The sequence below is a fragment of the Brachybacterium aquaticum genome, assembly GCF_014204755.1.
Classification (GTDB): domain Bacteria; phylum Actinomycetota; class Actinomycetes; order Actinomycetales; family Dermabacteraceae; genus Brachybacterium; species Brachybacterium aquaticum.
This window is the reverse complement of the sequence record NZ_JACHLZ010000001.1, coordinates 2,719,468-2,737,440: the sequence shown is the minus strand read 5'-3', so window position 1 is coordinate 2,737,440 and position 17,973 is coordinate 2,719,468. Positions and strand designations below refer to the sequence as shown.

The following is a 17,973-nucleotide window of genomic DNA, read 5'->3' as shown; positions in this document are numbered from 1 at the left end:
GCGTGACGCGAGGCGATCAGCCCGCGTCGTCGGCACCCGCAGCGTCGCCCGCTTCCGCCGACTCCTCGTCCCCGCCCATGAACTCGCGCAGGTGCTGGGACAGGGCCAGCCGGCTCGGCTCGTGGCAGTACATCATGTGCCCGGCCTCGTAGTACTCCACGCGGATCCGGTCGGTGTAGTCGTCGCGCGGGATCGCGAGCTGGGCGAGGACGTGCTCGCTGGCGTGGAACGGGGTGGCGGCGTCGTGGTAGCCGTGGGAGACGAGCACGCGGGTGTGCGGGGACTTGCGCAGCAGCGAGGAGAGGTCGGAAGCGACCTCCACGGAGCGGTTCTCGAAGTCCTTGTAGCTCCAGGGGTGCACGCGGCCGGACATGATCTCGTAGACCACGTCGGTAGAGAACTCGAGCTCGCCGCGCAGGTACTGGTTGATCGCGGCGGTATAGGACGGGGCGAGCTGGTCGATCGACGGGTCGGTCTCCATCTGTGCGGCGTTGCGGTTCCCGGCCGGGGCGGTGAAGCGTCCGTCGATCCGGCCCACCACCTTCCCCTCGTCCCGCAGCAGCTCGGCGAGGAAGGCCATGTGCTCGATGCGCAGGTCGGCCCGCTCGACCCAGTCGGGGTCGACGCCCACGAGCGCGCCGATCCGTGCGGCGGCCTCCTGCTTCTGCGCGGGGTCCAGGCGCAGACCGGCTGCGAGCAGCGCCGGGTACTCCTGCTCGGCGAAGGCCTCGGCCTCGTCCACCACGTCCTGCAGCAGACGCCCCTCGTGCTTGCCGTGCGCATGCGCGATCGCCGCATAGGTGGGCAGGTAGTGCAGGTAGGGGCGGTCGTTGCCGAAGGAGAACTCGATCGATCCGAAGTCCAGCACCGGCGAGATGAGCGCGACGCCCGCGACCGCCACGTAGTAGCGGTCCATGAGATGCGCGGCCACGGCCGACGCGCGCGTGGTGCCGTAGGACTCCCCGGCCAGGTACAGCGGCGAGGTCCAGCGCTGGTGGCGGGTGAGCCAGTCCAGGATGAACGCGGCGATGAGGTCGCGGTCCGCCGCGAGACCGTGGTGCCTGTCGGGCTTCTGTCCCGGGGCGGGGCGGGAGTAGCCGGTGGTCATCGCGTCGACGACCACCAGGTCGGCGTCGCGCAGGATCGTCTCGTGGTTGTCCAGCAGGCGGTGCGGGGGAGCGCCGGGCGCGCCCGCGTCCCCGGAGTCCACGCGGCGCGGGCCGAGCAGCCCCAGGTGCAGCCACACGGTCGAGGCGCCGGGCCCGCCGTTGAAGGCGAACACCACCGGGCGCGGCGCCGGCGCATCACTGCCGGGAGGGGTGGAACCGGGCGCCGTGGCGCCGCGAGCGGTGGAGCGGGAGGCGACATACGAGACGGAGAACAGCTCGGCGTAGGCGGCGCCGCGCCCGTACTCGGCGCCCTCGGGCTCCTCCCGCAGCACCACGGTCCCGGCCGTGGCGGTGTAGTCCAGCGGCCCGTCCGGCAGGTCGAGGGTGTGAAGGGTGGTGACCAGGTGGTCCGTCGGCGGGGGAGTCGGGGCGGCCGACGGGGCCGCGCCGGCCGACGAAGCCATCCCGGCCGACGCGGCCGCGCCGACAGCAGGGCCGGACTGCGCGCTCGCGGCCGACGGGGTCGCGCTGCCGGGTGCGTCAGCGGGGGTGCCGCCGGGGGCGGCGGGGCCGGGCGGGATCTGCGGCTCGGTGTTCACGAGTCTCCTTCGATCGCGAGTCACTGGCGCAGGCGGGTATTCGCACAGGGACGTTCGCGGGTGGTCGAGAGGGCGGACGGGCGCGGGCGGGTGCGCCTCGATGGTACGTGGGTCACGTCCGGTGTGGTCTGCGGCGGATTTCCTGCGGGTCGACTGCGGGCGGTCCGGTGCGCCGACCCTGCGTCACCCGCACGTCCTCCACGCATCGCGCACTGCCCCCCGGCATGAATCCTGCCGGGGAGCATCGGCCCTGGGTCGCACCCCTCCCGTCGACCCCGTGCGCAGCGAGGCGCAGGTCACGGCGTCCTCCCAGGGTGACGCGGCGGGACCGGCGCCGGCCCCGTCGGCCGTACCGAGGGGTCACTCGAGGGCTGAGCGATGACCCTGTCCCGCCCCGGAATGCCAATTCCCCCATGACCTGCGAACGTGAACGTTCCCGTTCGTTACCGAACCTTGACCGGCGAAATGGTGTAGATCCACGGATTCGCGAGTAGTGTGACCGCAACCTCATTGCCGAGGACTGTGGAGGAGAACGATGACGCACCGCCTGACACGACGCTCTGCGCTGGCGGGAGGTGGCGCCGCGGCACTTGCCGGCGCCCTTGCCGCCTGCGCCCCACCGAACCCTGGCGAGATCAACGCCGAGCCCACCATCCCTGCTGCGGACGGGAAGGTCACGCTGACCTACTGGGCGTGGCTGAAGGATCTCCAGAAGGTCTGCGACGTCTTCAACCAGTCGCAGGACCGCATCCACGTGGACGCCACCTGGATCCCCGGAGGCAACTCCGGCGGCTACGCGAAGATCCTCTCCGCCGTCGCCGCGGGCGGTGGTCCGGACATCGCCCAGGTGGAGCTGCGCCAGATCCCCGAGTTCGCGCTCGCCGGCGCGCTCGTGGACCTCACCCGCTACGGCTTCGACCAGGAGGAGCCCGCCTTCGACCCCGGCGCGATCAGCCAGGCGAAGGTCGGCGACACCATCTGGGGCGTCCCGCAGGACACCGGCCCCGTCGCCGGGTTCTACAACCGCGAGGTGCTCGAGGGCGAGCTGGGCCTGACCTACCCCAAGACCTGGGACGAGTTCTACGAGACCGCCGGCGCTGTCAAGGACGCCGGCAAGGCGCTCATGAGCCTGGACCCCTCGGACGGCTCGTACCCGATCGCCTGGGCGATGCAGTCCGGTGCGGTGTGGTTCCGCCCCGAGGGCGACGGCTGGATCGTGGACATGGTCGGCGAGGCGTCGATGCGCGTGGCCGAGTACTGGGACCGCATCCTCGGCGAGAAGCTGCTGAACACCGGCTTCGGCGCCTTCTCCACCCCGTGGTACGCCGCGGCGGGCGACGGCAACGTGCTCTCGGCGATGAGCGGCTCCTGGGGCGACGCCCTGGTCTCCACCGTCCCGAACGGTGCGGGGAAGTGGGCGGTCGCGCCCATGCCCACCTGGCCCGACGGCTACGCGTCCGGCGGCCACGGCGGCTCGTCGGCCGCGGTGCTCGCCAACTCGCAGCACCCCGCCGAGGCGATCGAGTTCCTCACCTGGATGTGCACCGACCCCGCCGGCATCGACGCGATGATCGAGTTCTCGGGCATCGGCTGGTCCCCGGCGGCGGACTACATCGGCGAGGCCCGCCAGCAGCCCAGCGAGTTCTTCTCCGGCCAGAACTACAACGAGGACGTCATCGTCCCGATGGCGGCCGGGCAGAACCTCGAGTGGACCTGGGCCCCGCTCATGCAGCGCGCCCAGGCGATCATCGGCGACGGCATGACCGAGGCCGTCACCGGAGCCGTCCCGCTGGTGGACATGTTCGCGAACGCGCAGAAGGAGATCGTCGAGATCATGCAGACGATGGGTCTGAACGCGGAGGAGGCACGATGAGTCACAAGACCGCACCGTGGGCGCTGCTGGCGCCCTTCCTGATCCTGTTCATCGGCACCATGATCGTCCCGATCATCATGGCCATCGGCTACAGCTTCACCCGCGTCCAGCGGCACGGCCTGCTCGGTGAGGACGGCATCACCAGCGGCTTCGCCGGGTTCGACAACTACATCGCGGCGCTGAGCAACGCGAACTTCGTCGCCTCCATCGGGCGCATGATCCTGTTCGGCGTGGTGCAGGTGACCGTCATGATCGTCGCCGCGACGATCCTGGCGCTGCTGCTGGAGAGCGCCTCGGCGAAGTGGCCGGGCTTCTTCCGGGCCACCTACTTCCTGCCCTACGGCATCCCCGGCGTGATCGCCACGATCCTGTGGTCGTTCCTGTACATCCCGGGCTTGTCCCCGATCGTGGACGTGCTGCAGATGGTGGGGATCAACGTCGACTTCCTCGGCCCGAGCACGGTGCTGTGGTCGATCGCCAACATCGTCACCTGGACCTACACCGGCTACAACATGCTGATCATCATCGCGCAGCTGAAGTCGATCCCCGGTGAGCTCTACGAGGCCGCGAAGATCGATGGCGCCGGCGCCTTCCGCGTGGCCCGCTCGATCCAGCTGCCGCTGATCCGCCCGGCCCTGATGCTCACGATCATCTTCTCGATCATCGGCACCCTGCAGCTGTTCGCGGAGCCGCGACTGCTGCAGACCATGAGCGCCGGCATCACCTCCGAGTACACCCCGAACATGTCCGCCTACGCGTTCGCGTTCCAGTACAACGACATCGGCATGGCCGCGGCCCAGGCCGTGATCATCGCCGTGGCCGCCTTCCTCTTCTCGGCCATCGCGCTGGGCATCTCGAACTGGACGGAGAAGCGTCGATGAGCACCGCCGACACCACCACGACCCCTGTGAAGGCGCGCCGCCGCAAGGACCCCGTCACCGACGGACGCTCCGGCAGCCGCGAGGCCGGGCGCAGCCCCGCCAGCACCATCATCGTCACCGCCATCCTCGCGATCGCGGCGATCTACTTCCTGGTCCCCGTGTACTGGGTGGTCATCAACGCCACCAAGACCACCGAGGACCTGTTCGGCACCAGCGGCTTCTGGTTCGGCAACAGCTTCAACCTGGTCGAGAACATCCAGGCGGTCTTCACGGCCAACGGCGGGATATTCCCCCGCTGGGCCCTGAACTCGCTGCTGTACTCGGGCATCGGCTCGGTGCTGGCGACCTACTTCGCCACCGCCGCCGGCTACGCGCTGGCGAAGTACAAGTTCCGCGGCCGCGGCCTCGTCTACGGGCTCGTGCTCGGCGGCGTGCTCGTGCCCGGTACCGCCGTGGCCCTGCCGCTGTTCTTCGTGTTCAGCTCCATCGGCATCACCAACACCTACTGGTCGGTGCTGATCCCGTCCCTGGTCAGCCCCTTCGGCCTGTTCCTCGCCTCGATCTACGCGGGGGCCGCGATCCCCGACGAGATGCTGGAGGCCGGGCGCCTGGACGGCGTGGGCGAGCTGGGCCTGTTCCATCGCCTGGCCCTGCCGCAGCTGGTCCCGGCGCTGGTGACGATCCTGCTGTTCCAGTTCGTCGCCATCTGGAACAACTACATGCTGCCGCTGGTCATGCTGGCCGACGAGAGGCTGTACCCGATCACCCTGGGCCTGGACAACTGGCGTGCCCAGACCGACCGACTGCCCGAGTTCTACCAGCTCACCACCGGCGGCGCCCTGCTGTCGGTGATCCCGCTGGCGATCCTCATCCTGGTCCTGCAGCGCTTCTGGCGCGGTGGTCTGACGGAGGGCTCGGTCAAGGGCTGATCGACGTGCTGCGAGGCACGAGCGGTAGGAGATCAGCCGCTTAGGCAGGGCTGATCGCAGGAGGGGCCTCCCTCGACAGCAGACAGCGGGGAGGAGTTGCTGGAACGGCTCGGTCGTTCCGACAACTCCTCCCCGTTCGTCGTGGGGTGCGCGCCCCTGGGTCCCTCGGGGAGTGCTCTGCGGGGGAAGGCGCTGGAATGGCGCGGTCGTCCGGACAACTTCTCCCCGTTCGTCGCGAGGTGGGGGAGTTGCGCGCGCTCACGGTCGATGTGGAGCTCGGCATCGACCGTGAGCGCGCACAGGTTCGGCCGCTCGATGCTGCGGCGGACGGCTGGGCTGCGGGCCCAGGCTGCCCGCGCCTCGTGCGCCGGAACGGTGCGGAACCGCAACCCGGCGCCTCTTGTGCCCGTCGGCCGACGGGGGCTTCGATGACCCCATGACCACCGACGACGCCCGGTCCCGCGAGCTCCGCGACGCTGCCGCGAGCCCCGCGCGTGCGCGCCCCGTGCTCGCGCACCCCGCCCCTGCGCGTCCCGCCCCCGCGCGCCTCACGCCCCGGAGCCCCGCCTCCGTGCCCCGCCGCACCCTCCTCACCGCCTCCGCGCTCGTCCCCCTGACCGCCGCCACCCTCTCCGCCTGCGGCCTCACCGGCACGGGCGGGGCGGAGCCGGAGCTGCGCGCCGAGCTGCCCCGCGCCGAGCCCGGCGATCCCGCGACCGCCGGGGAGCTCACCATCCCCTTCGCCGCGCGGATGCTCGGGGCGCTGGACCGCGCGCCGGTCAACGCCGTCTGCTCGCCGCTGTCCGCGCAGGTGGCGCTGACCATGCTCGGCATGGGCGCCGCCGGGCAGACCCGCACAGAGATGGAGGAGGTGCTGGGCGGGTCGATGGACGAGCTCGCGGAGGCCGCGAACACCCTCTCCCAGACCCTCGCGACCGTCGGCGATGCCGAGAGGGAGGCGGCCGAGGAGGTCGGTGGCGGCGAGCTGCCCGAGCCCCCCCGCGCCTCGCTCGTGAACGGCACCTGGGCGCAGGAGGGGCTCGAGATCCAGGAGTCCTTCCTCGAGGACCTCGCCACCTGGTTCGGCAGCGGCGTCTTCCAGGCCGACTTCACCGCCGACGGTCCCCGCGAGCAGGCCCGCGAGGAGATCAACGGCTGGGTCGCCGACAGCACCGAGGACCTCATCCAGGAGCTGCTCGCCGAGGGGGTGCTGCGCCCCAACACCCGCCTCGTGCTGGTGAACGCCCTGCACCTGAAGGCGGCATGGCCGGAGGAGCTGACACGCCAGGGCGGCACCTTCACCCCCGCAGGCGGCGGACCGATCAGCTGCGAGATGCTGCACGGCATGACCGTCGGCTGGTACGAGGACTCCCTGTGCACGGCCACGCGCCTCGCGACCCACGGCGACCAGCTGTCCCTCGCGCTCGTACGGCCCGAACGGGATCTCAGCAGCGTGCTGGACGAGTGGTCCGCGTCGGCCGACGACCCCGCCGCCGGCCTCGCCGCCCTGCTCACCGGCCTCGAGGACCCCTCCGAGCAGGTCCAGTTCGCCGTGCCCGCCCTCGACATCGGCTGGGATGACTCGCTGAAGGACCTGCTGGTCGGCCTCGGCATGGGCTCCGCCTTCAGCGACGGCGCCGACTTCTCCGGTGTGACCGGCGCGCCTGAGCTCGCGATCGACGAGGTCGTCCAGAAGGCCGTGCTCAGCCTGGACGAGCAGGGCATGGAGGCCGCGGCCGCGACCGCCGTCATCGCGCGCGAGACCTCGATGCCGGTGATCGAGCACGAGATCACCTTCGACCGGCCGTTCCTGCTGGTCGCCTACGAGCGCGCGACGGGCGCGCCGCTGGTGGCCGGCTGGGTGGGGGACCCGACGCAGACCCGGTGAGGGCGGGTCGGCCGACGGGTCGCCGGCGGGCTCGTCGGCCGGGTCGCCGGCAGGCCCGTCGGCCGACGAGGCCAGCACCCCGGCCCGCACCCCACCCTCGCCCTGGCACACTGGTGCAAACCGATTCACCCCGAGAGGATCACCGCCGATGCCCGCTCTCCTCCAGCCCACCCCCGACGGCTTCCTCCGCTGCGGCGCGCGGCACCTGATCGTCTCCGGCGCGATGCACTACTTCCGCATCCACCCCGCGCAATGGCGGGACCGGCTGCGGCGCCTGGTCGCGCTCGGCTGCGACACCGTGGAGACCTACGTCGCCTGGAACGTGCACCAGCCCGCGCCGGGCGAGACGACCTTCGAGGGCATCGCCGACCTCGGCCGCTTCCTCGACCTCGCCGCCGAGGAGGGGCTCGATGCGATCGTGCGCCCCGGCCCGTACATCTGCGCCGAGTGGGAGAACGGCGGCTTCCCCGGCTGGCTGCTGGCCGACCGGAACCTGCGCCTGCGCCACCGCGACCCCGCCTACCTCGCCGCCGTCGACGCCTGGTTCGATCAGCTGATCCCCGTGATCGCCGAACGTCAGGCCTCCCGCGGCGGGAACGTGGTGATGGTCCAGGTCGAGAACGAGTACGGCAGCTACGGCGACGATGCTGAGTATCTCGCCCACCTGCGCGACGGTCTGCGCGCCCGTGGCATCGACGAGCTGCTGGTCACGTCCGACGGGCCCGCCCGCATGTGGCTCACCGGTGGCACCGTCGACGGGGCGCTCGCGACCGTCAACTTCGGCTCCCGCACCGCCGAGGTGCTCGAGATGGCCGCGCGCGAGCTGCCGGGCCAGCCGCAGATGTGCATGGAGTTCTGGAACGGCTGGTTCGATCACTGGGGCGAGGAGCACCATGCCCGACCGGCCGACGACGCCGCCGGCGAGCTCGCCACCATGCTCGAGCGCGGCATGAGCGTGAACCTCTACATGGCCCACGGCGGCACCAACTTCGGCCTCACCGCCGGCGCCAACCACAACGGCTCGCTCCAGCCCACCACCACCAGCTACGACTACGACGCCCCGATCGCCGAGAACGGCGCGCTCACCGGGAAGTTCCGCGCGTTCCGCGAGGTCATCGCCGCACACCGCGACCTGCCCCCGCTCGAGGAGCACCTCGCACAGCTCGGCCTCGAGGCGGAGCCCGGAACCCTCCCCGCCGGGCCCGTCGAGATCGAGAAGGTCGTCTCCCTGCGCGACACGCCCCGCTTCACCCGCGACGCGCCCGTCCACCCCGTCCCGCCCGCCTTCGAGGACCTCGGGCTCGAGCGCGGACTGCTGCGGCTCTCCCGCGAGCTCGAGATCGCCCGCAGCAGCCGCGAGGACGGCCCCGCGATCGCCCCGCTGAAGCTCTACGACCTGCACGATCGCGCCTGGGTCTACGTCGACGGGCACTACGCGGGCGCGACCGGTCTCGACCCCGCCCAGGCCGGCGTCCCGCACGCCGAGCGCACCGACGCCACCGACCCCGCCGTCCTCGACCTCTCCCCGCTCGCGGACGTGCTCCTGCCGGACGGCGGTCACCGCACCGTGCGCGTCGAGATCCTCGTGGAGAACCTGGGCCGCACGAACTTCGGCCCCCGCCTCGGCGAGCGCAAGGGCATCCTCGGCGGTGTCTGGCACACGATCCGCTTCCACAACGACTGGCAGGCCGACCCCTGGCCGCTCGAGGAGATGGGGGAGGAGCTCGCCGGGCTCCTCGCCGGCGGCGCGCCGCTCGGGGCGGCTGGTGACAGCGTGGCCGACGGGGGCGCGGCCGACGGGGGCGTCCTCGACGACGCGCTGCCGGTCCTCGTCGGCGCCGCGTTCACCGCGGATGCTCCGGCGGACACCTACCTCGACGTCTCCGGCGCCGGCCACGGCGTCGCCTACGTCAACGGATTCTGCGTGGGCCGGTACTGGAACATCGGCCCCCAGCAGACGCTCTACGTCCCCGCGCCGCTCGTGCGGGAGGGTCGCAACGAGGTGCTGCTGCTGGATCTGGAGCGTCGGCCGACGGGGCTGGCGCTCGCCGAGGGGCATCGGTTCGGGCGCGCGGGCGCGGTTGCGGGTCCCGTGGGCGCGGTGACGGATGCTGCGGGCGCGGTGACGGATGAACGCGATGCCGGCGCGACCGCGACGGGCGGGCAGGCGTGAGCGGCCTGCGGATCGGCGTCGTCGGCCTCGGTGCGCGCGGCGGCCTCGCCCGGCATGCTCATCGCCCCGGCGAGGGGTCGGAAGTCACCGTCGTCGCCGATCCCAGCGAGCGCGCGGCAGTGCAGGCGAGCGACTGGTTCGGGGAGGATGTCGCGACCGTCGGCTCGGTGGATGAGCTGCTGGCCGGGCACGAGGTCGACGCCGTCATGGTGCTCACCCCGGACCATCTCCATGCCGAGGTGGCGCTGAAGACCCTCGGCGCGGGCCTGGCCACCTTCTGCGAGAAGCCGATGGCGATCAGCGTCGAGGACGCGGACGCGATGCTCGAGCTCGCCATGGAGAAGCGTGCCCGGCTGTACATCGGCCACAACATGCGCCACATGCCGGTGGTCCGCCAGATGAAGGCGATCGTCGACTCCGGCCGCATCGGCCGGGTCCGCGCGATCTGGTGCCGCCACTTCGTGGGCGCCGGCGGCGACTTCTACTTCAAGGACTGGCATGCCGAGCGGGCGAAGGCTATGAGCCTGCTGCTCCAGAAGGGCGCCCACGACATCGACGTGATCCATTGGCTCGCCGGCGGCTTCACCCGGCGCGTCTCCGGGATCGGCGACCTCGCCGTCTACGGGGACATCACCGACCGCCGCGACAACTCCGACCGGCGCATGGGTGACTGGTTCGACCCCGACATCTGGCCGCCCACCGCGCAGAAGGAGCTGAACCCGATCACCGACGTCGAGGACATCTCCATGCTTCAGATGACCCTGGACAACGGCGTGCTCGCCTCCTACCAGCAGTGCCACTTCACCCCTGACTACTGGCGGAACTACACGGTGATCGGGGACGCCGGGCGGATCGAGAACATGGGCGACGGCGGTGGGGACCAGATCCACATCTGGGAGTCCCGCCGCTCCGGTCCCGGCAGGCCCGACGCGGTCGAGGTGGTCGCCCGGGCCGACGGCGGGCACGGCGGCGCCGATCCGAGCCTGATCGGCGAGTTCCTGCGCTTCGCCCGCTCCGGCGGCGCCACCGAGGTCTCCGCGATCGCCGCGAGGGAGGCGGTCGCGACCGGCGTGAGCGGCGCCGAGTCGATCCGCGCCGGTGGCATGCCGAGGGACGTCCCGCCGGTGCCGGAGGCGGTGCGGGAGTACTTCGACGCCGGCCAGCCCGCGGAAGGTGTCGAGCCCCGCTGAGCCCGGCGGGCCCCACTGAGCGCGGCAGGCTCCGCAGAGCTGGGCGGGCTACGCGGCGTCGCGCTGCGCTGTCCCCGGGCAGCCGCCGACGGGGGCGGTCACGGTGCAGCGGTCACAGCACTCCGGTCACGGTTCGCCACACACCCTTCAAGCAGAGCCAGGGGCGGTGCTAACGTGCGCTTGGTACGGCCGGGAGGTCGGCGACGGAGCTTCTGGTCGCCCCACCTGCACCGACGTCGGAAGGACCTCGACCGTGACCGCTCTGGACACCACTGCCCGCAATGCCACCAGCGTGCCGATCGCGCCCCTGCTCGCCGAGCGCTGGAGCCCTCGCGGCTTCACCGCCTCCCACGAGCTGAGCGACGAGGAGGCTCGCAGCCTCGTCGAGGCCGTGCGCTGGTCCCCGTCCTTCATGAACGACCAGCCCTGGCGCGTGGCCCTCGCCCGACGCGGCACCGCCCTGTTCGGCGGGATCGTCCAGACCCTCGCCGGCTTCAACCAGACCTGGATGCCGGCTGTCTCGGCGATCGCCGTGCTGGTCACCGAGACCGAGCGCGACGGCGAGGCCGTGCCCTACGCCGAGTACGACGCCGGTCAGGCCGCCGCCCACCTCTCGATCCAGGCCGCGCATCTGGGCCTGTGGGCCCATCAGGCCGCCGGCTTCGACCAGGCCGAGATGTCCGAGCTGCTCGGCCTCAGCGCTGCGCAGAAGCCGCTGACCGTCATCGCGATCGGCGAGCACGCGGACACCGACGAGGTGCCCGAGAAGATCCGCGAGCGCGACGCCCGCCCGCGCGAGCGCCGCTCGGTCGACGAGATCCTCCTCGCCCCGATCGCCTGAGCGGTCGGCGGGGGCCGGCCGTTCGGTCGACGTCTCACCGGGCCGACGTCCTACCCGGCTGACGACTCAGTCGGCCGACGGTGCGAATCCGTAGGCGGCCAGCGCCTCGGAGACGTCGGCCGACGCAGCGGCGCCAGCGTGCAGCGGCCAGGCCGCGGCGACGAACCCGTCGGGCCGGACCAGGTACAGCCGGTCCGGGCGCATCTCGCCGAGCGGGTCGGCCGGGAAGGCGAGCGGACCCTCGATCGCCGCCGTGACCTGCGGTCGCAACGCGGTGGGCACGGCCGCCTCACCCACCTCTCCTGGTCTCGCACTCGGTGACGTTGCCGCTGCGCTGGTCACGCACCCACCCCCGTAGGTGTGCAGCTGCCAGGTCATCCGTCGCAGCGCCGCAGTGTTCTCCGCCGTCGGCCGCAGCCGCCTGCCCACCGCTGGATCCCGCGCCCAGCGAGGCTCCTCCTGCCCTTCGGGCACCGGGTGGTAGTGGATCCGGTACTGGCCGAGCAGCCCGGCGAGCCGCGGCCCGGCGGGGGAGCGCAGTACCCGCGGGATGATCAGCCCGGCCACGTCCCGCACCCGTCGGCGGACGAAGCCGGTGCCGCGCCCTGGCCTGGCAACCGCACCGAACGCCCGGTCGACCGAGCGCACGAGCGTCACGGCCACCGGGCGGCGCTCGGCCTCATAGCGGTCGATCTGGGCGGGGTCCCGCAGTCCGCTCGCGATGTCGGCCAGCAGGTTCACGAGGTGGTGGGCGTCCTGCAGGCCGGTGTTCATGCCCTGGCCGCCGACCGGGGAGTGCACGTGCGCGGCGTCGCCCGCGAGCAGCACCGGCCCCACCCGGAACCGGGAGGCCAGGCGGTGGTGGACCCGGTAGGACGAGAACCAGTCCACCCGCTCGTAGCGGATCCCCAGGTCCTCGCGCACGCCCGCGAGCGCTTCCTCCTGATCGGGACGGTCCCCGCCGTGCAGCCAGATCAGTCGCGCGTGCCCGCCCTCGCCGAGTGGGAACAGGATCGCGAACTTCTCCCGTCCTAACCGGGCCGAGAGCGCATCGGCCGCAGCGCCCTCGACGCCGTGCAGATCCGCGACGCAGAAGGTCGCGTCGTCGGTGACTCCGTCGAAGGTGAGGCCGAGCTGGTGGCGGACGGGGGAGCTCGCCCCGTCGGCCCCGATCAGCCAGCGGGTCCGCACCCGCACCTCGCCATCCGGTCCGGAGAGGACGGCGTCGACGCCGTCGTGGGCGTCCGGGTCGGCGGTGAAGGAGCGCAGCTCATGGCCGTAGGCGACCGGTGCACCCTCCGCGGCGAGGGTTTCGGAGAGCAGGGCCTCGGTGCGGCTCTGCTCGAAGATCCGCGCACCGGGGAACGGGGTCCAGCCGCGCTGCGCATCACCGAAGTCTGCCGCGATCGGCGCGGCACCCTGCCGGATCCGGATCCGTCCGGCGAGCTGCGCTCCCTCGAGTACCGGGTCGGCGAGCGCGAGCTGGTCCAGGATCTCCATCGACCGCGCCTGCACCACGATCGCGCGCGACTCCCGGGTGGGGCCGGACTTCCCGTCCACGACCAGGGTGGACAGGCCGCGGCGGTGCGCGACCAGACCCGCCATCAGGCCGGTGGGTCCGGCACCGACCACCAGCACGTCGACAGTGCGGGGGAGGGGGCGGGAGGTCGGGGCGGTGCTGCCCGTGCTGATGCCGGAGCCGGCGGCGCCGGTGGGGGATGCCATGCGGTCGACAGGGGAGGAGGCGGGATCAGCGGCGGTCATGTCGGGCTTCGTCTCGACGCAGGGGCGGAGGTGAGGCCCACGGTAGACCCGGCCGGTCGTGCCGGCGACGGCTGAGTGGGCGCAGAGGCTGCGGTGGTTCCTGCGGTTGGCGGAGAGCAGGGCGGCGAACTCTGCGCTCTCTGCGCGACCTCGCGGCCGTATGGGGCTTGAGGTCACGCACGGAGCGCAAAGTTCGCAGCTACGGGTCTGGTCAGGGTTGCGTCGGAGGCAGTGGCCCTGAAGAAGTGTCCTCAGCGTCGGAGGTCGGCCGTATAGCTCGAGCTCCGACGCTGACGACAGATTTCCAGGGGCCGCAGCCTCAGACTCGCAGCCCAAGACCCGCTGCCGGACCTGGGCTCCCCTCACTGCACCTGGCCCCCACCCGGCAGCCCTGCCCCTCACCTCACCGCGCCGTGACCGCCTCGCGGAACCAGGTGGTGATGGTGGTGGGGTGGGTGATGGCGGTGCCGACCACCACGGCCCGGGCGCCGGCGTCCCGGGCGGCCGCGGCGTGGACCAGGGTGTGCACGCGGCCCTCGGCGACCAGCAGTGAGGTCTCCGGCAGGATGCCCGCGAGCTCCTGGATCAGAGCCAGGTCCGGTCCCTCGGTCTTCGGCCGTGCGCCGGTGTAGCCCGACAGGGTGGTGCCGTCCAGGGCGAGGATGTCCGCGCCCGCGTCGACGACCTGCAGGGCGTGGTCGAGCGTGGGGTGATGAACACGCCCTCGGCGCCGTCCTTCCAGATGCCGATCACCGGCACGGACGCCGCGGCCCTGACCTGCCGGATGTCCTCCAGGCCCTGGGCGCGCACCGCGGACGCGCCGCCGATCTCGACCGCGGCGGCGACCTGCGCCATGGTGCGCGGGTCCCGCATCGGCTCCCCGGGGTAGGCCTGGCAGGAGACGATCAGGGTGTCCTCGAGCGAGGCGGTCAGCGCGTCCAGGGGTGCTCCTTCGAGGTGCCGACCGAGGGCCGGTACCGGTGGCGTCGTCGTCTCGACGCCCAGCCTATGGCCGCTGCTGCTTCAGCCCTGCCGCCCCTTGAACCGCGGCTTCACCTTGTTGATCACGTACACTCTCCCGCGCCGGCGCACCACCTGAGCACTCGGCTTCGCGGCGAGGGAGCGGAGCGAGGCGCGGACCGTCACGACGCGCTCCGGTTCCCGTAGCGGCGGCGGAACCGCTCCACGCGCCCGGCGGTGTCCAGGACCTTCGCCTGACCCGTGTAGAAGGGGTGCGAGGCGGAGGAGACCTCCACGTCGATCACCGGGTACTCGTGGCCGTCGGTCCAGGTGATGGTGCGCTCCGAGACGGCGGTGGAGCGGGTGAGGAAAGAGAAGTCGGCGCTCGCGTCGCGGAACACGACGGGGCGGTAGTCGGGGTGGATGCCCTGCTTCATGGGGCGGGTCCTCTCAGGGACGGGGCGAGATCGCGCTCACCAGCTGGACTTGGTGACTCCGGGCAGCTCACCGCGGTGGGCGAGCTGACGGAAGCGCACCCGGGACAGACCGAAAGTGCGCAGGTAGCCGCGGGGACGGCCGTCGACCGCGTCGCGGTTGCGCAGCCGGGTGGGGCTCGCATCGCGCGGCATCCGCTGCAGCGCCCGCTGGGCGAGCACCTTCTCGGACATCGGCGCGGCAGAGTCCTTCAGCGTGCGCTTCAGGGCGGCGCGCTCCTCGGCGTGCTTCGCGACGGTCGCGCGGCGCCGGGCGTCGGCGGCGATCTTCGAGGTCTTCGCCATCTCAGCGCTCCTCGCGGAACTCGGTGACCGCGCGCAGCACCGGATCGAACTTCCGCGTGACGAGCCGGTCGGGAGTGTTCCGGCGGTTCTTGGTGGTCATGTAGGTGTAGCCGGTGCCGGCGGTGGAGCGCATCTTCACCACGCCGCGCACATCGTTCTTCCTGGCCATAGGGGTTTTCCTCTCAGATCTTCTCTTCGCGGGCGCGGATCTCGGTGACGACGGCCTCGATCCCGCGGCGGTCGATGGTGCGCATCTCCCTGGTGGAGACGCGCAGGCGCACGGTGCGGCCCATTGACGGGACGAAGTACTGCTTCGTCTGGATGCCGGGGTCGAAGCGTCGCGAGGTGCGGCGGTGCGAATGGGACACGGACTTAGCGAAGCGGGGGACCGGTCCGTTGACTTGACAGCGCTGGGGCATGGACGGCGATACTAGTAATGAGAATGATTATCGTCAAGCGGGAAGTGCAGGACCCGTTCCCGAGAACCGCTCCTCGATGCCTCCTTCCCCGAACCACTCCCGGGGGCCCGGCATTCCCGCCCTGTCGCCGTCGTCACGGTGCTCGACCAGGTGCTGCGCGACGCTCTGCTGGCGAGCCTCCTCCTGGACGGCCAGGGGTTCCTCGCCCTGCGCTACGAGGTCACTGAGGACTCCTCCGCGCTGCGCCGCCTCGCCGTCGCGGCCGACGGGGTGCACGAGGACGAGCTGGTCGACCTCGCCCGCCTCGCCCGCCTCGCCCGCCTCCCCGAGGTGACCGGCATCCTGCTCGCCCCGCCGCTGAGCGCCGACCCGTCGATCGTGGCGGGCACGCTGCGCCCCCACGAGGACGCCTGGCACCTCGCCTCCGCCATCGCGCTCGCCGCCCTGCGCGAGTACTCCGACCTGCTCGTGCTCTCCGGCGACGCGGACGGCGCCGGGGCCGAGCTCGTCGAGCGCCTGCGCGCCCCCGAGCAGCGGCTCCTCCACGACCCCTTCGCCGCGACCGTGCAGTACGTGCTCGGCGGCGGGCGCCTGCGCGGGCGTGGCCGCTTCTGGGTGCCGGAGCGCCCGGACAGCATCTGCCAGTGGGACGGCGCCGGCGGCCAGGTCTCCATCGGTGCCGTCTGGCGGACCGACTCCGAGCTGCCCACCACGCGGCTCGTCATCACCGGTCAGGACCCCGAGGGCCTGCCGCGGGTGCGGAACGCCTTCGCCCGCAGCCTGCTCACCCCGCAGGAATGGGCGTGAGGCCCCGCACCGTGGTTCGGCGCCGAGGACCCCCTCCCACCCTGGCTCGGGGAGCGGGACGCCAGGGTGTGAGAGGGTCCGCAGGCGGTGCTCAGGCTGCCGTGACGGTGCGTCGGGCGTGTCTGCGGTGGGTGAGGATCACGAGGGCGAGCAGCGTGCCCCCGCTCACCGCAGCCACCACGATCCGCAGCACCAGGCTGCCGGTCGCGTCCCAGGCCGTGTGCAGAACGACAGCTCCGAGGACGGCGACCGCCAGCGCGAGCGCCCCGCGAGCCCTGTGGGACGTCTCGACCAGGAACCACAGCGCCGCGCACACCGCACCCGTCCAGGCCACGTGCCCGGCCGGGACCAACACCCCACGAAGCACGAGCGTCGTATCCAGTGCGCCGAGCCCGCCGCCCTTGGACAGCAGCGCCCCGAAGCCGTAGCCCATCGTCTCGAGCACCGCGAAGCCCGTGCCGGCCGCGATGCCGATCACGAGCCCGCCGCCCCGGGTCGCGCGATGGACGAGGGCGAGCACGATCAGAGGCACCACGAGCTTCGCGGATTCCTCGATCACCCCGACCAGCAGGATCGAGGCACCGCCGAGCACGGCGCCCGCGATCCGCTCCTCGAGGCCGGCCGCGCAGATGCCGAACAGGCCGCTCGCCGCGACCGTGACCAGCACGATCCGCCCAGGGACGAGGGGACCGCTGCGGGTGGACTGCGCGAGCAGCAGCACGGTCACGGGGATCGTCGCCGCGCCCACCAGCAGCAGCGTCGGCAGCAGGATCGGATTGCCGGTGAGGACCATGATCACGAAGGTCGTGACATAGGCGAGGAGCCCGCCCGCCAGCACCAGCAGCCAGGACAGCCGCAGGTGCCAGGGGTAGCGGGCGGGGGCTGCGCCGTTCGGCGGAGCGAGCCGGACCTGCGGGCCGGGCGCCGTCGCTCGAGGCTGCGTCGTGAGCCGCCCGTGGAGTCCGGGGGCCTGGGCGACAGGGCCGGGGACGGCCGCGCGAGCGGGGGACCGCGGGGCCGGGGGCCGAGGTGCTGGTGCCTGTGTGACGGGGAACTGTGCGGTCATCGCCCGCTCCCTCATCCGGCGGGCTTGCTCGTGCTCACCCGAGGTGAGGCGTCGTCATCGCGGCGGCGTCGAGGACAGTATGCCCCCGCGGGGAGGCGACGGCATCGTCTGCTCGGTCACTCCTCGTCGAGGCGCTGGTGCGCACGACTCCGACGCCGAGCCGGCGCCGCGTCCCGCCCCACGGACCCGCCGACGACGAGAGCCGTGACCCGGACCGGACGAGCTCGCTCGTCGGCGCCGGATCACGGCTCTCAGCGTGTGCGTGTGCGCCGCCCGTCGGGGCGGCGCAGGGGCTCTCAGGCGGTAGCGGTCCTCGCCGGCAGCACCTTGTCGGCGTAGCGGCGGCGGAAGCGCTCGACGCGCCCGGCGGTGTCCAGCACGGTGCCGCGACCGGTCCAGAACGGGTGCGAGGCCGAGGAGACCTCGACGTCGATCACGGGGTACTCCCGGCCGTCCTCCCAGCGCACGGTCTTGTCCGAGGTGCGGGTCGAGTTGGTCAGGAAGGATTTCCCGGCGCTCCGGTCCCGGAACACAACGGGTCGGTACTGAGGGTGGATGTTCTTCTGCATGGCGTTCTCCTCACCGCGTCGATGACTGAAGGATCAACGACGCAGGGGGTTCGCGTATTCCCGTGTGGCCCGGCCGGCTGTCGCGGCCTGTCGCGGCGCCCGTCGCCGCGAGGCGACGGGCGCCGC

General features: G+C 72.2%; 17 protein-coding genes and 1 pseudogene. 8 read left to right on the top strand and 10 right to left on the bottom strand.

Features of this window, described 5'->3' with window-relative positions; translation table 11 throughout:
- Positions 1-16: 16 nt before the first annotated feature.
- A complete protein-coding gene (locus tag HNR70_RS12250) occupies positions 17-1,708 on the bottom strand; it encodes a S10 family peptidase (RefSeq protein ID WP_312857657.1) in 1,692 nt (563 codons plus the stop codon).
- A gap of 535 nt (positions 1,709-2,243) precedes the next feature.
- On the opposite strand from HNR70_RS12250, the gene HNR70_RS12245 reads away from it, so the two are divergent.
- The 7 genes from HNR70_RS12245 to HNR70_RS12215 all read left to right on the top strand — a co-directional run bounded on the left by HNR70_RS12245 (position 2,244) and on the right by HNR70_RS12215 (position 11,483).
- Positions 2,244-3,581: an ABC transporter substrate-binding protein gene (locus HNR70_RS12245; protein ID WP_184325903.1), complete on the top strand. Its 1,338-nt coding sequence runs from the start codon at positions 2,244-2,246 to the stop codon at positions 3,579-3,581.
- Positions 3,578-4,462 carry a carbohydrate ABC transporter permease gene (locus HNR70_RS12240; protein ID WP_184325902.1) on the top strand — a complete coding sequence of 295 codons (885 nt, stop codon included), beginning with the start codon at positions 3,578-3,580 and terminating at the stop codon, positions 4,460-4,462. Before HNR70_RS12245 ends, HNR70_RS12240 begins: the two co-directional genes overlap by 4 nt.
- Entirely contained in the window at positions 4,459-5,391 is a 933-nt protein-coding gene (locus tag HNR70_RS12235; protein WP_184325901.1) for a carbohydrate ABC transporter permease, read from the top strand. Before HNR70_RS12240 ends, HNR70_RS12235 begins: the two co-directional genes overlap by 4 nt.
- Positions 5,392-5,827: 436 nt before the next feature.
- A complete protein-coding gene (locus HNR70_RS12230) occupies positions 5,828-7,279 on the top strand; it encodes a serpin family protein (RefSeq protein ID WP_184325900.1) in 1,452 nt (483 codons plus the stop codon).
- A gap of 148 nt (positions 7,280-7,427) precedes the next feature.
- Positions 7,428-9,452, top strand: a complete 2,025-nt coding sequence (locus HNR70_RS12225; RefSeq protein WP_184325899.1) for a glycoside hydrolase family 35 protein — start codon at positions 7,428-7,430, stop codon at positions 9,450-9,452.
- A complete protein-coding gene (locus tag HNR70_RS12220; RefSeq protein ID WP_184325898.1) occupies positions 9,449-10,642 on the top strand; it encodes a Gfo/Idh/MocA family protein in 1,194 nt (397 codons plus the stop codon). Before HNR70_RS12225 ends, HNR70_RS12220 begins: the two co-directional genes overlap by 4 nt.
- A gap of 253 nt (positions 10,643-10,895) precedes the next feature.
- The gene (locus HNR70_RS12215) at positions 10,896-11,483 is read left to right on the top strand and encodes a nitroreductase family protein (RefSeq protein ID WP_184325897.1); all 588 of its coding nucleotides are present in this window, start codon (positions 10,896-10,898) and stop codon (positions 11,481-11,483) included.
- Between the two features lie 66 nt (positions 11,484-11,549).
- On the opposite strand, the gene HNR70_RS12210 is transcribed toward HNR70_RS12215, so the two are convergent.
- The 7 genes and pseudogenes from HNR70_RS12210 to rpmB form a co-directional block, all read right to left on the bottom strand.
- Entirely contained in the window at positions 11,550-13,247 is a 1,698-nt protein-coding gene (locus HNR70_RS12210) for an FAD-dependent monooxygenase (protein ID WP_246375216.1), read from the bottom strand.
- Positions 13,248-13,650: 403 nt separating this feature from the next.
- A pseudogene (locus HNR70_RS12205) lies at positions 13,651-14,189 on the bottom strand (N-acetylmannosamine-6-phosphate 2-epimerase).
- Between the two features lie 81 nt (positions 14,190-14,270).
- The gene (rpmJ, locus tag HNR70_RS12200) at positions 14,271-14,393 is read right to left on the bottom strand and encodes a 50S ribosomal protein L36 (protein ID WP_184325896.1); all 123 of its coding nucleotides are present in this window, start codon (positions 14,391-14,393) and stop codon (positions 14,271-14,273) included.
- A complete protein-coding gene (locus tag HNR70_RS12195; protein WP_184325895.1) occupies positions 14,390-14,644 on the bottom strand; it encodes a type B 50S ribosomal protein L31 in 255 nt (84 codons plus the stop codon). The genes rpmJ and HNR70_RS12195 overlap by 4 nt, the downstream gene beginning before the upstream one ends.
- Positions 14,645-14,680: 36 nt before the next feature.
- A complete protein-coding gene (gene rpsN, locus HNR70_RS12190; RefSeq protein ID WP_184325894.1) occupies positions 14,681-14,986 on the bottom strand; it encodes a 30S ribosomal protein S14 in 306 nt (101 codons plus the stop codon).
- A 1-nt stretch (position 14,987) separates the two neighbouring features.
- Positions 14,988-15,155 (bottom strand): 50S ribosomal protein L33, encoded by a 168-nt coding sequence (rpmG, locus tag HNR70_RS12185; RefSeq protein WP_184325893.1) that lies wholly within the window; start codon positions 15,153-15,155, stop codon positions 14,988-14,990.
- Positions 15,156-15,168: 13 nt separating this feature from the next.
- Positions 15,169-15,405, bottom strand: coding sequence for a 50S ribosomal protein L28 (rpmB, locus tag HNR70_RS12180; protein ID WP_184325892.1), 237 nt, complete (start codon positions 15,403-15,405; stop codon positions 15,169-15,171).
- A 138-nt stretch (positions 15,406-15,543) separates the two neighbouring features.
- Between rpmB and HNR70_RS16390 the strand changes: the two genes are divergently transcribed.
- On the top strand, positions 15,544-16,212 hold the full coding sequence (locus HNR70_RS16390; protein ID WP_184325891.1) for a GTP-binding protein: 669 nt from the start codon (positions 15,544-15,546) through the stop codon (positions 16,210-16,212).
- A gap of 91 nt (positions 16,213-16,303) precedes the next feature.
- Here the strand turns inward: HNR70_RS16390 and HNR70_RS12170 are convergent, their stop codons facing one another.
- Together HNR70_RS12170 and HNR70_RS12165 are read right to left on the bottom strand one after the other, a co-directional pair.
- Entirely contained in the window at positions 16,304-17,278 is a 975-nt protein-coding gene (locus tag HNR70_RS12170; RefSeq protein ID WP_184325890.1) for a PrsW family intramembrane metalloprotease, read from the bottom strand.
- Between the two features lie 296 nt (positions 17,279-17,574).
- Entirely contained in the window at positions 17,575-17,847 is a 273-nt protein-coding gene (locus HNR70_RS12165; RefSeq protein WP_184325889.1) for a type B 50S ribosomal protein L31, read from the bottom strand.
- Positions 17,848-17,973 lie beyond the last annotated feature (126 nt).